The organism is Agrobacterium sp. 6Ca8, assembly GCF_055382765.1.
In genome coordinates this window covers 929,650-947,531 of the sequence record NZ_AP026434.1, presented here as the reverse complement: position 1 = coordinate 947,531, position 17,882 = coordinate 929,650, and the positions used below count along the sequence as shown (strand labels likewise).

The window sequence follows — 17,882 nt, the reverse complement described above, 5'->3', positions numbered from 1 at the left end:
TAATCAGTGACAATGGATAAGTTGAGCGAGATCGATGCCTTCGTCCGGGTTGCCGAAAGGCTGAATTTTGCCAAGGCCGGACAGAGCCTGGGGCTGTCACCTTCTGCTGTCGGAAAAAGCGTTGCCCGACTGGAGGCATCTCTGGGCGTACGGCTGTTCAATCGCACCACCCGGCAGGTCTCCCTGACCAATGAAGGGGCAATGCTGTTTGAGCGGTATCGGTCCATCCTGACCGATCTGCGCGACGCACATGAAGCAGTCACGGACAATCTGGCCCTGCCTCGCGGCAGTCTGCGCGTGACGCTTCCGACAATCGGATACCGCTTTCTGCTGCCGATCGTGCCTGAATTTCGCCGGCGTTATCCCGATATCGATCTGGAACTCGACTTTAACGACAGGCGCGTCGATCTGATCGAGGGCGGCTTCGATGCTGCAATCCGCAGTGGCGAGCTTGATGATTCCAGCCTGATAGCGCGGCGTCTTGGTCCATTCCGCTTCATTTTATGCGCGTCGCCGGACTATTTTCAACGAATGGGCACGCCCCGGCACCCCAGCCATTTGCCAGAACATGAAGCATTGCGCTTCCGCTTTCCGACCTCCGGCAGGTTTCAGGAATGGCTGCTGGAAAACGGCGACAACCCCCTGTCGAGCATGCGTATCGCCCTCACCTGCGGTAATATGGAGGCGATAAGGGCGGCGGCGATTGACGGGATGGGGCTCGCTTACATGCCTGAATTCCTGGCGACGGACGCCATCAGGGATGGCCTGCTCGAGACGGTCCTGAACGAACATCTCGCCGCACCAGGCCAGTTTTCAATTGTCTGGCCATCAGCCCGCTTCATGGCGCCGCGGCTGCGCGCTTTCATCGATTTTGCGATCGAAAAGCTGTTTGTCGAAACCTGACTGGAGTATCTGCGCATGACAGATGCTGGCGGGCTTATGCGCGCCGGTGGAGTTCGTCCATTGAAGCCATCGGCGGACTAGTACGGTGCATTTCTTGACCGATAAGACGGTGGTGGGTAAATAAAGGATGCTGATGAGGAGTTTATGACCATGGACAAAGATCGCCGATAATCCGGACTTACGTCGATGACAGCGCAGTCTTTTTAAAACGACGCGTTGGCTGGCTCAGCATTTGCATCAAAGGAACATTCATGCCCAGACTTTCTGGAAAGACCGCACTCGTGACCGGCGCGGCGCGCGGAATTGGTGCGGCTATCGCCCAAGCGTTCGCTGACGAGGGGGCACAGGTCATCGTTACCGATATAGACGTGGATGGCGGCTTGTTGACCGCAGGCTCAATCGGCGGAAGGTTTGTCCGTCTCGACGTCGCATGCGAGGCAGACTGGGCGAAAATTGCCAGTCAATTTCCCAAGATCGACGTCGTCGTCAACAATGCGGGAATAACAGGCTTTGAAGGACCATTCGAAGGAGCCCCGCCAGCCCATGATCCAGAAAATGCTCAACTTGCTGATTGGCACAAGGTCCATGCGGTCAACCTGGATGGCACCTTTCTGGGCTGCCGTTATGCCATCCGCGCCATGCGAGCAAATGGTGCGGGGTCGATTATCAACATTTCCTCACGCTCAGGGCTTGTCGGAATTCCAATGGCAGCGGCCTACGCCTCATCCAAGGCCGCCGTCCGCAACCACACCAAGAGTGTGGCCCTATATTGCGCCGGTCAGGGCCTGAACATCCGGTGCAACTCAATTCACCCTGCGGCCGTGATGACACCGATGTGGGAGCCGATGTTGGGAAATGGCCCGGATCGCAAAGATCGTGAAGCCGCGCTGGTCAAAGAAACGCCCATGCAACGCTTTGGCAGAGCCGAGGAGGTAGCCGCACTCGCAGTCCTGCTCGCATCTGACGAGGCAACTTATATGACTGGGGCCGAACTGAACATCGATGGCGGCATTCTTGCAGGATCAGCCGCAGCACCGGGAAGCTAGAATAACGGGCTATGGAATGACCGCACCTTCTTGGTCCATTGCCCCCATTATGATGGAAGATAGTAAAGGTCGAACTTCCACCGACCAGTTCTGTGGCACTCCCGGTAAACGCGTCAAAACCTTGGATCATTTGGGAAGAGTTCGGCCCAAATGATTTATGACGGCAATTGGCGCAAACCGATCAATCTATGCGTTGAAGATCGTCGCTAAAAACTCAAGACGCACCCAGACGGAAAAGGCCCTCCCGGTTCGGAGAGGGCCTGTTTTCATTACCATCGATAGTCGCGACGGTCTCGCCATTCGCGATGTTCGCGCCAATCTCTGCGCTCGCGCCATTCTCTGCGGGCCTGACGTTCACGCCACTCCCTGCGGGCTTCCCAGCGATCACGTCTGTCCCAGCCGCGCTCATATCTCGGCGGTCCATTGGGCCGGCAATATCCGCGCGGCGATAGATGAAAGCCGCGTCCGCAAGCATAGTCCACACTTTGAACGTTGGATGCCAGGGGTGCGGCCGGTTGACCGACAGGCATCGCGTTCGCGCCACTGCCGAACAGGGCACCGAGAATTATTCCAGCGCTTAAAATCATCTTACGCATTTCATCTCCCTCCTTCCGGGATGGAGGGATTTAGCGCCCTTGCCGGTGAACTGTGGCTGAATGAATCTTGATGTTTTCGTGGCAAAAACTCCACAATTGTGGCAGATACCGGCTTCGCGTTCCGACCGCTGCGAAAGGGTGAAGAGGTGTCAAGGCGGCGCGGCTCACTACCCCGCCCCAGTCAATGCAGACCTGTTATTCTTTTATGTGCCGGTGGTTTGAAGGGGCGCGATGTATCCCCTCCGGTTGCAGTCCCGCGGTTTTCGTCATAGTCCTCAAGCGAATGAGGAGACGGTGATTGAACCCCAATCTGGACACAAAGCCCGAACCAAAGCCAAAGAGCAAACGCCTCATCTGGCCTTGGGTGCTGTTGGCCGTTCTAACGCTTGCAGCCGTTCTCGCGCTTGCGGGCATCTATATTTACAGGGAGCTGACATCGACGGCCGAGGATCTGGCTCGAACCTGGCGCGACCTCGTGCAATTGTTCTGGCTGATAATGCCGGACCGTCAGCCCTAGTCTTGGGTAACAGAAAGGCTCTAGTGGCAAAGCCTGAGCGCAGCATGGAATCCCAAAAAAATTGAAGAGTTTGCGGCGGCGGTGTATCGGATCGCAAACTCTGTTTTTGGGAACCTGAATGCAACCGTCTTTTAGATTGCCGCCGCTGGAGGCGCTTGTTGTTTTTGAGGCAGCGTCCCGTTTGGGCAGCTTCTCCCGCGCGGGCAACGAGCTGGGCCTGACGCAGAGCGCCGTCAGCCGGCAGATCGGCAAGCTGGAAGCGTTCATTGGCTCCAAGCTTTTCGAGCGCGTGCCGACAGGCGTGCGACTGACGACCATCGGCGAAAACTACTCGATCGATATATCGCGGCTGATCCTCGATATCGCAAGTGTCACGGACGGCGTCCGCTCGTGGACCGGCGCCAGCCAGATCACCATCGCCTGCTCTCGCGGGATTGCGGATCAGTGGTTCATGCCTCGCCTGCAGAAACTGAAACGCGATATTCCCGGCATCGAATTGCGGGTGCGGGTAACTGACGATGTGGCACATCTGCGTCTGGATGAATTCGACCTGGCTATTTTCTATCGCAAGGAAAGACCGATTGGCGTCTGGCTATCGGAACTCGGCCAGGAGGAGGTCGTCCCCGTTTCTGCCCGAGGCATGACCAATCTTATGGAGCAGAGGGCACCGGTTTTGATCTCCATCGAAGATTCGATGCGGGAATGGCAGGATTGGAGCGACTGGTGGCGTTCGTCACACCTGTTGCCGCCACAGGATGCAATCCAGTGGAAACTCGGAGACTATGGCCTCTGCGTCGCGGCGGCATCGCAGGGGCTTGGTGCAACGCTTGGGTGGACCTGGCTCATCCGCGACCAACTGGATAGCGGAGCGCTCGTTCCTGTGCATTCCCATGCCATGCGCTCGGAAGGCAAATTTTACCTGATGCGACCGGCAGATCGCCACCAGCGTAAAATTGTGCGCGAGGTGTCCGATTGGCTGATTGCAGACAACCATAAAACCGCGCGCTGAAACCCGTCATGCCTGCGCAGGAGGTGTCTTGCGGCGCCGGTCCAGGAGGAACCGCGCGTAGCCGATGATGGTGAACAGCAGCCAGGCGACCTGTGAAATCAGCGAGCCGAGGTTGAAATTCCATATCAGCGAGTAGATCAGAAATACGCCACCCAGAACATTTAAGAGAGTGTAGCGCCAGTCTTCTATCGTCAGAAGTCGCAGCTGCAACAGGGCATAGGCGAAGAGATAAAAAAACGCTCCTGCAAGGCCGACAAGATCCGCTAGCCCCATTTGTATCCACTCCATAAACACGCCCGCCCGGCGAGCGCCTGCTACACCGGACCCGCTCCGGCGCATCCCTTTACTCCGCTTCGCAGATAACCGGATGCGCTCAGATTTCATGACCCCATGCGCAAAAATCATACCCCCCTGCGCGCATCGGTATCTAGTGCCGAACCGTCGAGTACGATACGCCACTGCCAGCCGCGCCTCGTCCGGCCCCGATAAAAAACAGGGAACCCAAACATGACATCCTCCCCCTTTTCCTTCTCGCTCGACCGGCGGCATTTTCTTGCCGGCGCGGCCAGCCTCGCGGCGCTTTCTGCCGGTTTCATCACAGACGCCAGTGCGCAAGGCGCGGACACACCGAAGAAAGGTGGCGTTTTGAAATTGGGTATCGGCGGCGGCAGCACCACGGATAACCTCGATCCCCGCATCCTGAAAGACTGGGTGCCGGTCAATCAGGCCTTCATGATCATGAACGGCCTTGTCGAGATCGATGCCAGCAATCACGCTGTGCCTGAATTGTTCGAAAGCTGGGAAGCGCAGCCCGGCGCCGTGGAGTGGGTCTTCAAGCTGCGTCAGGGTGTCACCTTCCACAACGGCAAGACCCTGACGGTGGAAGACGTCATCTACTCCATCAACCTGCACCGTGGCGAAACCACCTCTGCGGCACGCTCGGTTGCGTCTGCGCTCAAGAGCGTCGACAAGCTTTCCGACACCGAGGTCAAGATCGTCCTCGAAAGCGGCAATGCCGACCTTCCTTACATCCTGTCCGACTACCATTTCCTCGTTGTGCCCGAAGGCTGGACGGATTTCAGCAAACCTGTCGGCACCGGGCCATTCGTGTTCGAAAGCTACGATCCGGGCGTTCGTTCGCGCTTTACCCGTAATCCGAATTACTGGAAGCCGAATGCCGCTCACGTTGACGCCGTGGAAGTCATCGTCATCAACGATATCGCCGCACGCACCAATGCCATGATGTCGGGTCAGGTCCATGCGATCAACCAACTCGACTTCAAGACAGTAGACCTGCTGCGCCGTAACCCCAACCTCAACATCGTCCAATCGGCTGGCGGCCAGCACTTCACATTCCTGATGGATTGCACGCAGGCGCCATACAAGGACAACAATATCCGCCTTGCCATCAAGCACGCCATCGACCGCGAGCAGCTTTTGAAAACCGCGCTGCGTGGCTACGGCCGCATCGGTAACGATCATCCGATCCCGAGTTCTGACCGCTTTTATGCCGCGGATCTGGCGCAGCGTCCCTACGACCCCGAGAAGGCGAAGTTTTATCTGAAGCAGGCTGGCCTCGATACGCTCAAGGTAGAGATTTCCGCTTCCGACGCCGCCTTCTCCGGCGCTGTGGATGCAGCGGCGATTTTCCGCACGAGTGCGGCCAAGGGCGGCATCGATGTTTCTATCAAGCGCGAACCCGCCGATGGCTACTGGGACAACGTCTGGATGAAAGCTCCATTCTGCATGTCATACTGGGGCGGACGCCCGACAGCAGACCAGATGCTGACCATCGCTTACCAGTCCACCTCGGCGCAAAATGATACGCACTGGAAGAACGAAAACTTCGACAGGAAACTCATTGAGGCGCGTGCACTTCTCGATGATGCGAAGCGCAAGGAAATCTATGCCGAGCTTCAGGCGCTCATCTCCAATGAGGGCGGCGCCATGATCCCGATGTTCGGAGATTATCTGGATGCGACATCCAAGAAACTGAAGGGCGTGACCACGCATCCGATGTTCAACTTCATGGGTGCCCGTCTCGCTGAAAAGGTCTGGTTGGACGCATAATGACTAAGCTTATCCTGAAGCGCATTGCTTTGGGTATTTTGACGCTTCTGCTGGTGTCGGCGCTTATTTTCGCCGGCACTCAGCTTCTTCCCGGAGATGTGGCGTCAGCAATACTCGGACAGAATGCGACGCCTGAATCTCTCGCAGTGCTGCGCGCCGATCTCGGTCTGGAGCAGCCCCTTCTGCAACGTTATCTTTCCTGGCTCGGCGGTTTCGTAACCGGCGACCTTGGAAATTCGCTGGCAAACCACCAGCCTGTCGCAGCTCTCCTATGGCCGCGGTTCTGGAACACCATGGCGCTGGCGCTGTATGCCGCCGTCGTGTCCGTTCCGGTTGCCGTACTTCTGGGTCTGTTCAGTGCCATCTGGCGCGGCAGCCTGTTCGATCGGGCTGTCAACATCGTTGCGCTGGGCTTTGTTTCCCTTCCGGAATATTTTCTGGGCCTGTTGCTGATCCTTTTCGTGTCCGTGCAGTACAATCTTTTGCCGAGCCTAGCCGACACTTATCCGGGCATGGGCTTTGCGGATTGGCTGAAAGCCACCACGCTTCCTGCTCTGACGCTGGTTCTGGTGACTGTGGCGCAGATGCTGCGCATGACCCGTACCGCCGTTCTTGCGGTGATGGATCAGGCCTATGTCGAAACAGCCTATCTCAAGGGATTGCGGACCAAACGCGTGGTTCTCCGCCACGCGCTTCCCAACGCCGCGGCCCCGATCGTCAACGTCGTATCGTTCAACATCGCCTATCTCATCACCGGTGTGGTGCTGGTAGAGGCCGTGTTCAACTATAACGGCCTTGGCCGTTTCATGGTCGATGCCGTTTCGAAGCGGGACCTTCCGCTGGTACAGGCAGCAGCCCTCGTTTTCGGCGCAACCTACGTCATTCTAAACATCATTGCCGATGTGTCGGCAATTGCGCTTAACCCGCGCCTGAGGCATCCACGATGAAAATGCTCCGCACCATCACCCCAACCGCATGGGTCGGTCTTTTCATCATTTCGGTCAACATCGTCCTGTTCGCAGCCGGTCCGCATATCGCGCCTTTCGGGCAGGAGGAGATCGTCGGTTCGCCTTTCGATCCGCCTTCGGCAATGCACTGGTTTGGCCTTGATCAGAACGGACGCGACATGCTGTCGCGCCTTTTGGCCGGTGCGCAAATCTCCATCGGCGTTTCGCTGGCAGCGTCCCTGCTCTCCTTCACAATCGGGATCACGCTTGGTTTCATCGCGGCTATCTTCGGCGGCTGGCTCGATATGGTTCTTTCGCGCATCGTCGACACTGTCATGTGTATTCCAGTGCTGATCTCGGCTCTTGTCGTGCTGCAGGCGCTAGGCTCGTCCATCCCCGTGCTGATAGTGACCATTGCGCTTCTGGATTCCACCCGCGTCTTCCGTCTGGCGCGCATTGTCGCCCAGGGCGTGAATGTGCTGGAATATGCCGAGACCGCGCGCCTGCGCGGAGAAGGCCTGATCTGGCTGGTGTTCAGGGAGATACTGCCCAATGCCCTGCCACCGCTCATTGCGGAATTCGGCCTGCGTTTCTGCTTCACCTTTCTGTTCGTGGCCGGTCTGTCCTTTCTCGGGCTTGGCGTTCAGCCGCCTTTCGCAGACTGGGGCGGCATGGTGAAGGACAACCAGCAGGCCATTCTTTACGGTCTCTACGCACCGCTATATCCGGCCGCTGCCATCGCCGTTCTCACCATCGGCGTCAATCTCGTCGTGGACTGGCTGCTGGCTGGCCGCAGCGCAATTCAGGGAGCAGACCGATGAGTAACAATGAGGTCTTGCAAATTCGCGGCCTGAAAGTTGCTGCACCGAATGGAGCAATTCTGGTTGATGGTATCGATCTGGATCTCAAGCGCGGTGAGGTCAAAGGGCTGATCGGTGAATCCGGCGCCGGTAAATCCACCATCGGGCTTGCCGCCATGGGATATGGCCGAAACGGTTGCCGAATCGTTGGTGGAGAAATCGTCGTGAATGGCGTTTCGCTGATGACGGTCGATCGCGCCGGTCGTGAGGCGGCGCGCGGTGCGCGCATCGCCTATGTGGCGCAAAGTGCAGCTGCGGCGTTCAACCCTGCCATGAAGATTGGCGAACAGATTATCGAGGGGCCGCTTTACCACGGCGTCATGAACCGGCGGGAAGCCGAAGCCTGGATGCTGGAACTGCTGCAAGCGCTGCAACTTCCCGATTATCAGAATTTCGGCGACCGTTACCCGCATCAGGTCTCCGGTGGGCAGTTACAGCGCGCGATGGTGGCCATGGCGATGTCATGCCGCCCTGACATACTCGTGCTGGACGAACCCACAACGGCACTCGATGTCACCACGCAGATAGAGGTTCTGGCCCTGCTCCGCAGCCTCATCCAGCGCTACAATACCGCCGCCCTCTACATCACGCATGACCTTGCCGTCGTCGCGCAGATTGCTGACAGCATTATGGTCTTGCGCCATGGCAAGAAGGTAGAGGCCGGTTCTGCCGAGGATATCCTCGAGCACCCGCAGGAAGACTACACGCGCCGTCTTGTTTCCGAACGCCAAGCCAGCATGTCCAGCGAATCCGTCCAGAACAGGGGTGGTGAAATCCTGCTGGAAGCGCGTGGCGTCACCGCCTACTACGGTCGCAAGAAGGTGCTTGACAACGTTCACTGCGAAATCCGAAAGGGCGAAACACTGGCAGTCGTGGGTGAATCCGGTTCGGGAAAATCCACTTTGGCCAGAGTTATTGCCGGGTTGCCGCCGCAATCCTCCGGAGTCATTTCGCTGGCTGGACACCGGCTTGCGGACAAGTACTCCAGGCGTTCGCGCGAAGATCTTCGCCGTATCCAGCTCGTCTACCAGCTTCCGGATGTGGCGCTCAATCCACGCCACACCGTCGGCGAGATCATCGGCCGTCCCATGTCGTTCTATTTCGGAATGAATGAAGATGAGCGCGCCTCCGAGGTGAACCGGTTGCTGGACCTGATCGGTCTGCCCCGGGAGTTTGCAGAGCGCCTGCCAAAAGCGCTTTCCGGGGGGCAGAAGCAGCGCGTGTGTATCGCACGCGCACTTGCCGCAAGACCCGATCTTATCATCTGCGACGAGGTGACATCGGCACTTGATCCTCTCGTGGCGGAGGAAATTCTCAGACTGTTGCGCTCGTTGCAGGATGAACTGGGCGTCTCCTATCTGTTCATCACCCATGACCTCGGCGTCGTTCGCCGGCTCGCCGACAGGACGATGGTGATGCAGCATGGCCGCATTGTCGAAACCGGCACGACCAAGGAGGTTTTTGCACCTCCTTACCAACCCTATACAGAACAGCTCATCACCTCGGTCCCCGAACTGCGGCGCGACTGGCTGGATGGCGTGCTGGCAAAACGTGGCCTCCCCGCCGCATGATCTGCGGGGCGGTTCACTCTTTGATGGGTGCCGCCTCGCATTCTTTCATTGTTGTCTCCCGGCAAAGCGATGCCCGCTTCAAATGACCCGACTGGAATACCCCAAATGACAATACGTGTTGAAGAACATATCTGGATTCCCATGAGCGATGGCGTACGCCTTGGTGCTCGCCTTTGGCTGCCGGAGGGCGCGGAACAATCGCCGGTTCCCGCCATTCTCGAGTATATTCCCTATCGCAAGCGAGACGGAACCCGCGGGCGCGACGAGCCGATGCACGGCTATTTTGCCAGCCAGGGATATGCCGCAATTCGCGTGGACATGCGCGGCACCGGCGAATCCGATGGCCACATGGCAGACGAATATCTGAAGCAGGAACAGGACGACGCACTCGAGGTGATCGACTGGATTTCCCGCCAGCCGTGGTGCAGCGGCAATGTCGGGATGATGGGCAAGAGCTGGGGCGGCTTCAACGGCCTACAGGTGGCCGCCCGCCGTCCGCCGGCACTGAAAGCTGTCATCACCGCCTATTCGACGGACAACCGTTATACCGACGACATTCACTACATGGGCGGCCTGCTGCTGAACGACAATCTGTGGTGGGGCACCATCATGCTTGCTTATCAGAGCCGTCCGCTCGATCCGGAGATCGTCGGCGACACGTGGCGCGACAGCTGGATCGAGCGCCTGGAGAAGCTCCCCTTCTTTCCCGCCCTCTGGCTGGAACACCAACGTTACGACGATTACTGGAAACACGGCTCGGTCTGCGAAGACTGGAGCGCAATTGAATGCCCGGTCCTTGCCATCGGCGCATGGGCGGACAGCTATACCAATGCCGTCCCGCGGCTTCTGGAGAACCTTCAGGTCCCGCGTCGCGGCATCATCGGTCCGTGGGGCCATATCTACCCCCAAGATGGTGTTCCCGGTCCCGCAATTGGCTTCCTGCAGGAAGCAACGCGCTGGTGGGACCATTGGCTGAAAGGCAAGGACACCGGCGTCATGGAAGAGCCGATGCTGCGCGCCTTCGTCAGCGACACGATCGAACCGACCGGTACGCGCACGACGACGCAAGGCCGCTGGGTGGGTGAAGCAACATGGCCTTCGCCTGAAATTGCAACCCGCTCGCTTTACCCCGGTGCAGCGAAGGAACTGCGCGATACGGCAAGCGAACCGGCAATTCTCAGCATTCGTTCGCCGCAAAGCCACGGCAAGGCGGGCGGGGAATGGATGGCGACCGGATGCCCCGGCGAACATCCAACCGATCAGCGGCTCGACAACGGTGGCGCGCTCGTTTTCGAAACCGCCTTGATGGAAGAGGATTTCGATATTCTCGGTGCGCCGGTAGCGCGTCTGCGTATTGCCGCAGATTGCCCTGTCGCGCAGATTTCACTGCGCCTCAACGACGTCCTGCCGGATGGCCGTGTCACACGTGTCAGTTATCAGGTTTTCAACCTGACCCACCGCGATAGCCACGAAAATCCGGAAGCATTGGAACCCGGCAAATTTTACGATGTCGCAATCAAGCTCAATGATTGCGGTTATCGTTTTGCCAAAGGGCACCGGCTGCAACTCGCCATCGCCACGGCCTACTGGCCGATGGTATGGACATCGCCTTACGATGCGACGATCAGCGTTTCCGTTGCAGAAAGCGCGCTTGACCTGCCCGTGCGTGCCACCGGTGACGACAAGCCTGTGCGTTTCGAGGCCCCTGCCCACGGCCCATCGACACCCATGACGCAGGTCGATCCCGGCACGGTCCGCCGCTGGACCGAACAGGACCATGAGACAGGTATCAACACCTATGTCACGGAAGGCGTGGGCGGCTTGTTCGGCGAGGGCGTGTTGCGGTTTGACGACATCGACACCGAACTCAGCCATAGTCTGCGGCGTGAATTGACCATTAGCGACGGAGATCCCCTCTCCGCGAAATACGTCCTCACCCAGACATATGAAATTGGCCGGGATGGGTGGCGCATCAAGATCGAGAGCCGCACCGAGATGCGCTCCGACAGGGAAAATTTCTACCTGACCGGAGAACTTTCGGCACTCGAAAATGGCAGCCTCGTCAAAACCCGGAAGTGGGATGAGCGCTACAAACGCGACCTCATCTGATGTCGCATGGCCCTTGCAGCTATTTGCGGGGGCCCACAACATACCATTGTCTCGATACCGTACCTGTCAGCTTTCCTGTTCAGGAGCGATCAATGTCACGGTTGGGAAACAGGATCGATATCGGCCTACGTCTCGTGTCAGAAGCGGTAGACCTTGAACCTCGGCATGGGCGCCAATAAAAGAGTCTGGCAAAACGCCTGTGCGGGATCCGCCCGTACAGCGATACTGCGTGAAGACCTTCCCGCTGAAAACAATGCAGAGCGAGTAAAAGGGATGGCCAAGCACAACTTTTTGTCGAGACGCAAAAATTAGAAAAACTAATAGTTGACGCAACCGTGCAAGCACGCTATAACGAACCATCGAATTTGCTTGCTTAGCTTTGCTTGTTGCGCGATTGGCACCGCGTTCTGAACGAACCTTTCCTTTCAAAATCGCTATCAATGTTCGCAGCGCTTTTTAGTGCTGTGGGTCCTCTATCGCTATGAAAGGGTTCATCATGACCACTGGCACAGTTAAATGGTTTAATTCCACTAAAGGCTTCGGCTTCATTCAGCCTGACAACGGCGGCACAGATGCCTTCGTTCATATCTCCGCCGTTGAGCGGGCTGGTATGCGCGAACTCGTCGAAGGCCAGAAGATCGGCTTCGACCTGGAACGCGACAACAAGTCCGGCAAAATGTCGGCCTGCAATCTGCAGGCTGCCTAACGGGTTTTGCTTCCCTTTGACCACGGATGTACTGGCACTGCCGGAAGCACCCCGAACCAATCAAGGCCAGGCAAATTGCCTGGCCTTTTGTTTTCCGCTCGCATGCCGAGCCTTACCACCGGAACACCCATGACAGAAAAATACAGTATCTCGCGCCAGAAGGCCGAGGTTGCCTTCAGCAACATCCAGACGCCGTTCTTCGCAAAGGACAAAGCGCTCGACGAGCTTGATTCGATCACGCAATCCCGCGACGCCAAGACCTTGCGGCTGCGGGAAGCACGTCTTGCAAAGGAACAGTCTGATCGCATTTCTGCGACATCCGCTCTTCTTGCCAAGCGTGCCCGTGCACGATGATGGTTTTGACGGCATCGTCAGAACAGGTGCCTGAAGCCAATTCGCATCAGACGGCTTCCTGACCATCCCGGTATATACAGACGCCGGGCCTTGAGCTGTTGCATGCCTGTCAACTCCCAGGCAAGCTTACGTTCCAGCTGCCCAAGCGCGGCGCCAATTGTATTAAATCACTAAATTAGAATTATATTTAAAAACCGAAGCTATCGGCGTTTACGTCTCGCTCCAGGTCATCGTGTAACGCGTTCCCTTGGCCTGTTCCGGGTGCGTATGCGTTTGCTCGACGCGAGCACCAATGTTCTGAGCCATTGCCATAATCAGCTTTGTTCCAAGGCCAGTACCACGCGGAGATGCGTCGGGCTTTGAACCGACACCATCGTCTTCGACAACGAGAACAAATTGCCGGTTTTCTTCCGAAAGTCCGACGCGAACCGTGCCGGATTGATCTGGATAAGCGTATTTCAGCGCGTTGGTCAGCAGCTCGGTGATGATGACACCCAGAGCTACGGCATGGTCTGCCTTGAGGCTGATGTCACAAAGCGATGTTTCGACGGTAATGGACGAAGATCCGGGAACCGCCTGAAACAACCCATCGATGATCGACGTCAGGTACGAATTGAGCGATACCAGACCTATATTGTCGGTATTGTAAAGGCTGCGGTGAACGCCGGCGATCGCCGAAATCCTGCTTTGGGTTTCCAGCAATGCGACTTCGGCTTCCTCAGACTTGATGGTGTTTATCTGCAGGCGAATCATGGCGGATACCAGCGAGAGGCTGTTGGCGACCCGATGGTTCATCTCCTTCACCATCATTTCCGCATGTTCCTTGGCCTTCACCAGCAACCGGTCGGATTCCTCCTTCGTCTGACGCAGACGATGGTTTTCCAGCGACTGATCGATAGCCGTAAGCAACAGCGGGAAAAAGTCGTCACCGACATTCTTTATGACGTAGTCGGCGGCACCCGCCTTGAGGGCGTCGATCGCGATCTGGGCTTCGTTCGATCCCGTTACATAAAGAACGGGAACCCGCCCCGGCAAGGACTGAATCGCGGCAAGGAACTCCATTCCCGTCGATGTCTGGAAGTAATGGTCCAGAACGACGATATCGAACTGCTCGTCTTGAAACATCTTGAGCCCGGACGCCACGGATGCGGCATGGACCACCTCCATTCCGTGACGACCGAGGATCCGGCTGGAAAGCCGCGCCAGAGCCGGATCATCATCAACATACAAAACGCGCAATGCCATCATGCCTTCAAGGTACTTGAATTACGGAGAAGAACAGGCCGAGGTTCTTTATCGCACTCGCAAAGCCTTCGTAGTCGACCGGCTTGGTTATATAGACATTTGCACCAAGGTCATAACATTTCTGAATCTCGGTTTCGTCATCCGTCGTCGTCAAAACGACCACCGGCAAACGGCGCGTATATTCGTTACTCTTGATCTCCTCGAGAATTCGGATACCCGACATATCAGGGAGGTTAAGATCGAGCAAAACGAGAAGATATCGATCTTTGCTGACAACGCCATCGCGGTTTTCACCGAGGATGTAGTCGAGTGCCTTTGCACCGAGCGTAAAGGGCATGATCTCGTTATTCACACCTGCGCGACGTACGTTCTTCTCGATCAGCCGAGCATGACCTTCGTCATCCTCGATCATAATGATCGTTACCTCTTGACCGGTTGCCTTCATTTTTCGCCTTCTTTCGTCACTTTTCTGAGATCGCTCGGCAACAGCAATGTAAATGTACTGCCTTTGCCAAGTTCGGAACTCACCTTAATGTCTCCTCCTAAACTTCTTATTAGCGACCGAACATGGGCAAGGCCGATGCCTTCCCCCGGTTGATCCTGATCACCGGCGCGGCGAAAGAGTTCGAACACCCGTTCCAGATCATGCTCGCCAATGCCACGCCCGTTGTCGCTGACTTCGATGCTGATGGCACCCCGCCCGGACGGATAAGCACGGGCAGTCAATCGCAGCGGTCGTCCCGGCATCTGGTATTTCACCGCATTGTCGAAAAGATTGCCAAGGATTTGGTCGAGAGAGATACGATCCGTCACGACTGTCAGCTTTGATGTCTCGACACTGATCTCGCCGCCATTGGCATTGATCTGGTGACGAACCGTCTCGGAGAGCGATGACAGCAATGTCTCTATGTCGACTTTTTCCGGTTGCAGCTTTCGCTGACCATCGCGCGATATCTTCAAGATCGCATTGATCAGCTGGTCCATCTTGCGTGTCGAAGAGCGGATGAAACTGATCGCCTCGGGAAGATCTTCCTCGACAGCCAGTCTGGCATCCCGAACCACGTCGTCGGAAGGCATTTTGCCGTCTGCGAGCACATAGGCGGTGACCGGCTTCAGGGACGTATCGAATTCGGAGAGGAACCCCATGATATTGACGAGCGGCGCACGCAAATCATGCGTGACGATATAGGCGAAGCGCTGAATTTCCTGATTGGCGCTGCGAAGGTCACGGGTTCTTTCCTCAACCCGCTCCTCCAGATGGCGATTTAGCTCGTCAACATCTTCCCGAGACCGGTTCAACGCACGGATATATGTGAAGACCAGAAAGATTGAACCGCCGACAACAAGCAGGATCGCCAGCGTGCCGCCGAGCGTTACCCATTGCAATGTATTGGCGGCGCCAAGTTGGTCTCCGACGATGATGCGGAGCCGATCGTCGGTCTGCGATTGCAGCTTCGACAAGATCGCTCTGATTTCGTTCATGAACCGTTTGCCGTCATTATCACGGACGACTTCGACTGCCTCGGTGATGCGTCCTGCCTTTTGCAGATCGATGGTTTCCTGGGTTTCAGCCAGCTTGTTGGCGACGGCATTACCGAGATCCGTCAGATCCTGCTCGTATTGCTTCTGGTCCTTCAGCACTTCGAGAAGTCTGGACTGCCTCTGCGGCAACAGGCTCAAGGCCTCCTGATATGGGCTCAGATACTCGATGTTGTTGGTCAGCAGATAACCCCTCTGCCCCGTTTCAATGTCCTGCATCGACGTCAGGATATCGAGAATGGCTGCCCGCACACGGCGTAACTCGGCTGTTTCTTGCGAGTACCGGTTGTTCACCTGCACCAGCCACAGCGAAGTGGCGACCATTCCGGTCAATATTGCAACACCCACAGCGAGCATAAACAGGCTTCGCTGAGCAAAAGGCGAGAAACTAATCACAGTTGTAAATTCCCGGCATGCACCTCATTCGCGCGCAAACTAGAATATGCGGCGCATTGAATCGAACGTTTTATTTTCGATTCATATGGGAACCACTTTTGACGACGCGCGTTGAGCAAGGCTGTAAAAAATATTCCGCTCAGAAAAGCGGATAGCGGTGCGAAACTTCACGGTTTTTCAATCCGGAATGCCAGAATTTCCTTAAACAACCTGAACCAGATGGCCCGGGGAAACGGTTTTATAGTTTCGCGTCGGCGTTTGAAATCCCATCGGCCGTATCGGGCTTTTCAGTTCATCGTTGGATATGCCGCGCTTTATTCCGCGTCGCGCCGGATCGGGTACCGGCACTGCCGCCATGAGTTTCTTCGTGTAGGCATGTTGCGGATTGTCGAAAACAGCAGCGCGCGGACCGATCTCCACAATCTCACCGAGATACATCACCGCGACGCGATGGCTGACACGCTCCACCACCGCCATATCGTGGGAGATGAAGAGGAAGGCGAGATTGAGGCTCTGTTGCAGGTCGAGGAGCAGGTTGCAGACCTGCGCCTTGATCGAAACATCGAGAGCCGACACGCTTTCGTCGGCAACAATGACCTTCGGATCGAGGGCAAGCGCACGGGCAATCGCGATGCGCTGGCGCTGGCCGCCGGAAAATTCGTGAGGATAGCGGCTCGCCATGTCGGCGGTTAGACCAACCTTTTCGAGGAGATCGGCAGTCTTTTCCTTCGCCTGCTTCGTGGTGCCCAGTTTGTGCTTGATGAAGGGTTCGGAAATCGCCGTACCCACCGTCATGCGCGGATTGAGCGACGAAAACGGATCCTGAAAGATCATCTGTACGGACTTACGCATATTGCGCAGGCCGACGGTATCGAGCCGCATCACATCGTAACCATCGAGCGAAACCTCGCCGGCCGTCGGTTCGACAAGACGCATGATCGAGCGGCCGGTCGTCGACTTTCCGCAACCGGACTCGCCGACCAGTGCAAGCGTCTCCCCCTGAAACAGATCGAAGGAGACGTTTTCGACCGCGTGAACCGCACCCGTCTGCCGGGCCAGAAGGCCGGAGCGGATGGGAAACCGCGTCACGAGGTTCTTGACCGACAGGACAGGTGTCTGTCCGCTCGCAACCGTTTCGGCCACTTCTACCGGCTCGGTCGACACGCCGGTTTTCATGTCGAGGACCGGAAAGCGCGTCGGCCACTGCCGGTCGCGCATCGAGCCGAGCTTCGGCACCGCCGAAAGCAGCGCCCGCGTATAGGGATGCTTGCCGCGCTGGAATATATCCCCGGTTGGTCCGGTCTCGACCTCATCGCCCCGGAACATCACAATGGTGCGGTCGGCGATCTCCGCCACGACGCCCATATCATGAGTAATGAAGAGGACCGACATGCCCTCCTCTTCCTGAAGCAGTTTGATCAGATCAAGAATCTGGCCCTGAATGGTGACGTCGAGCGCGGTCGTCGGTTCATCGGCGATCAGCAGTTTCGGCCGGGAAGCGAGCGCCATTGCGATCATCACGCGCTGGCGCATGCCACCGGAAAACTGATGCGGATACTCGTCAAAGCGACCGGCCGCGTTGGGAATACGAACCTTTTCGAGAAGCCGGACGGTCTCCGCCCTTGCCTGCTGCTTCGAAAAGCCCTTGTGCCGGATGAGGACCTCGGAAATCTGGCGGCCGATCGTGAAGATCGGATTGAGCGACGTCATAGGCTCCTGAAATATCATCGAGACGTCGTTGCCCCGCACGCCCCGCATTTCCTTCTCGGAAAGCGCCAGAAGATTGCGCCCGTTCAAGAGAACTTCACCCTCAATCCGGCTGAAAGCGGGGCTAAGCAGGCGCATGATGGACAGCGAGGTGACGGACTTTCCCGAACCGGACTCGCCGACAATCGCGACGGTTTCGCCCGGAGCGACATCGAAGGAGACGTTACGGACGACGCTCTTCCAAGCATCATCGACGAGAAAAGAAGTGGTCAGGTTTCTAACGGAGAGAACAGGTGTCGTATTCATG

17 protein-coding genes and 1 pseudogene are annotated in these 17,882 nt (G+C 57.1%); 11 read left to right on the top strand and 7 right to left on the bottom strand.

Annotation, left to right across the window (positions count from 1 at the left end; all coding sequences use genetic code 11):
* Positions 1 to 12: 12 nt before the first annotated feature.
* Positions 13 to 903 carry a LysR family transcriptional regulator gene (locus tag ACZ5A6_RS18530; protein WP_060642705.1) on the top strand — a complete coding sequence of 297 codons (891 nt, stop codon included), beginning with the start codon at positions 13 to 15 and terminating at the stop codon, positions 901 to 903.
* A gap of 251 nt (positions 904 to 1,154) precedes the next feature.
* Positions 1,155 to 1,949 (top strand): SDR family oxidoreductase, encoded by a 795-nt coding sequence (locus ACZ5A6_RS18525; protein ID WP_112681970.1) that lies wholly within the window; start codon positions 1,155 to 1,157, stop codon positions 1,947 to 1,949.
* Positions 1,950 to 2,218: 269 nt separating this feature from the next.
* Here ACZ5A6_RS18525 and ACZ5A6_RS18520 read toward each other — a convergent pair whose 3' ends face one another.
* The gene (locus tag ACZ5A6_RS18520) at positions 2,219 to 2,545 is read right to left on the bottom strand and encodes a GCG_CRPN prefix-to-repeats domain-containing protein (protein ID WP_013761339.1); all 327 of its coding nucleotides are present in this window, start codon (positions 2,543 to 2,545) and stop codon (positions 2,219 to 2,221) included.
* A gap of 298 nt (positions 2,546 to 2,843) precedes the next feature.
* Between ACZ5A6_RS18520 and ACZ5A6_RS18515 the strand changes: the two genes are divergently transcribed.
* Positions 2,844 to 3,062, top strand: a complete 219-nt coding sequence (locus ACZ5A6_RS18515) for a hypothetical protein (protein ID WP_076844823.1) — start codon at positions 2,844 to 2,846, stop codon at positions 3,060 to 3,062.
* A 118-nt stretch (positions 3,063 to 3,180) separates the two neighbouring features.
* Positions 3,181 to 4,071, top strand: a complete 891-nt coding sequence (locus tag ACZ5A6_RS18510) for a LysR substrate-binding domain-containing protein (RefSeq protein ID WP_013761341.1) — start codon at positions 3,181 to 3,183, stop codon at positions 4,069 to 4,071.
* Positions 4,072 to 4,077: 6 nt separating this feature from the next.
* On the opposite strand, the gene ACZ5A6_RS18505 is transcribed toward ACZ5A6_RS18510, so the two are convergent.
* The gene (locus ACZ5A6_RS18505; RefSeq protein WP_003517727.1) at positions 4,078 to 4,344 is read right to left on the bottom strand and encodes a CBU_0592 family membrane protein; all 267 of its coding nucleotides are present in this window, start codon (positions 4,342 to 4,344) and stop codon (positions 4,078 to 4,080) included.
* Between the two features lie 234 nt (positions 4,345 to 4,578).
* Here ACZ5A6_RS18505 and ACZ5A6_RS18500 point away from each other — a divergent pair, with 234 nt between their 5' ends.
* From ACZ5A6_RS18500 to ACZ5A6_RS18480, 5 genes are all read left to right on the top strand, one after another.
* Positions 4,579 to 6,141: an ABC transporter substrate-binding protein gene (locus ACZ5A6_RS18500; RefSeq protein ID WP_013761343.1), complete on the top strand. Its 1,563-nt coding sequence runs from the start codon at positions 4,579 to 4,581 to the stop codon at positions 6,139 to 6,141.
* Entirely contained in the window at positions 6,141 to 7,088 is a 948-nt protein-coding gene (locus ACZ5A6_RS18495) for an ABC transporter permease (RefSeq protein ID WP_003517729.1), read from the top strand. The genes ACZ5A6_RS18500 and ACZ5A6_RS18495 overlap by 1 nt, the downstream gene beginning before the upstream one ends.
* Entirely contained in the window at positions 7,085 to 7,909 is an 825-nt protein-coding gene (locus ACZ5A6_RS18490) for an ABC transporter permease (RefSeq protein ID WP_019566413.1), read from the top strand. The genes ACZ5A6_RS18495 and ACZ5A6_RS18490 overlap by 4 nt, the downstream gene beginning before the upstream one ends.
* Positions 7,906 to 9,519 (top strand): ABC transporter ATP-binding protein, encoded by a 1,614-nt coding sequence (locus ACZ5A6_RS18485; RefSeq protein WP_113473645.1) that lies wholly within the window; start codon positions 7,906 to 7,908, stop codon positions 9,517 to 9,519. The genes ACZ5A6_RS18490 and ACZ5A6_RS18485 overlap by 4 nt, the downstream gene beginning before the upstream one ends.
* A gap of 105 nt (positions 9,520 to 9,624) precedes the next feature.
* Positions 9,625 to 11,628 (top strand): CocE/NonD family hydrolase, encoded by a 2,004-nt coding sequence (locus tag ACZ5A6_RS18480; RefSeq protein WP_113473644.1) that lies wholly within the window; start codon positions 9,625 to 9,627, stop codon positions 11,626 to 11,628.
* 66 nt (positions 11,629 to 11,694) lie between these two features.
* On the opposite strand, the pseudogene ACZ5A6_RS18475 reads toward ACZ5A6_RS18480, so the two are convergent.
* Positions 11,695 to 11,900, bottom strand: a pseudogene (locus ACZ5A6_RS18475) (type II toxin-antitoxin system VapC family toxin); the annotation flags it as partial.
* Positions 11,901 to 12,124: 224 nt separating this feature from the next.
* Between ACZ5A6_RS18475 and ACZ5A6_RS18470 the strand changes: the two are divergent.
* Complete coding sequence (locus ACZ5A6_RS18470; protein WP_003517737.1) at positions 12,125 to 12,334, top strand: cold-shock protein; 210 nt, start codon at positions 12,125 to 12,127, stop codon at positions 12,332 to 12,334.
* Positions 12,335 to 12,463: 129 nt separating this feature from the next.
* Positions 12,464 to 12,688, top strand: a complete 225-nt coding sequence (locus ACZ5A6_RS18465; RefSeq protein WP_003517740.1) for a hypothetical protein — start codon at positions 12,464 to 12,466, stop codon at positions 12,686 to 12,688.
* Positions 12,689 to 12,898: 210 nt separating this feature from the next.
* On the opposite strand, the gene ACZ5A6_RS18460 is transcribed toward ACZ5A6_RS18465, so the two are convergent.
* The 4 genes from ACZ5A6_RS18460 to ACZ5A6_RS18445 all read right to left on the bottom strand — a co-directional run bounded on the left by ACZ5A6_RS18460 (position 12,899) and on the right by ACZ5A6_RS18445 (position 17,881).
* Entirely contained in the window at positions 12,899 to 13,936 is a 1,038-nt protein-coding gene (locus tag ACZ5A6_RS18460) for a sensor histidine kinase (protein ID WP_025596004.1), read from the bottom strand.
* A gap of 4 nt (positions 13,937 to 13,940) precedes the next feature.
* Complete coding sequence (locus tag ACZ5A6_RS18455; RefSeq protein WP_003517744.1) at positions 13,941 to 14,378, bottom strand: response regulator; 438 nt, start codon at positions 14,376 to 14,378, stop codon at positions 13,941 to 13,943.
* Positions 14,375 to 15,829: a sensor histidine kinase gene (locus ACZ5A6_RS18450; RefSeq protein WP_113090446.1), complete on the bottom strand. Its 1,455-nt coding sequence runs from the start codon at positions 15,827 to 15,829 to the stop codon at positions 14,375 to 14,377. The genes ACZ5A6_RS18455 and ACZ5A6_RS18450 overlap by 4 nt, the downstream gene beginning before the upstream one ends.
* A gap of 240 nt (positions 15,830 to 16,069) precedes the next feature.
* Positions 16,070 to 17,881 (bottom strand): ABC transporter ATP-binding protein, encoded by a 1,812-nt coding sequence (locus ACZ5A6_RS18445; RefSeq protein WP_113473687.1) that lies wholly within the window; start codon positions 17,879 to 17,881, stop codon positions 16,070 to 16,072.
* Position 17,882: the final 1 nt, after the last annotated feature.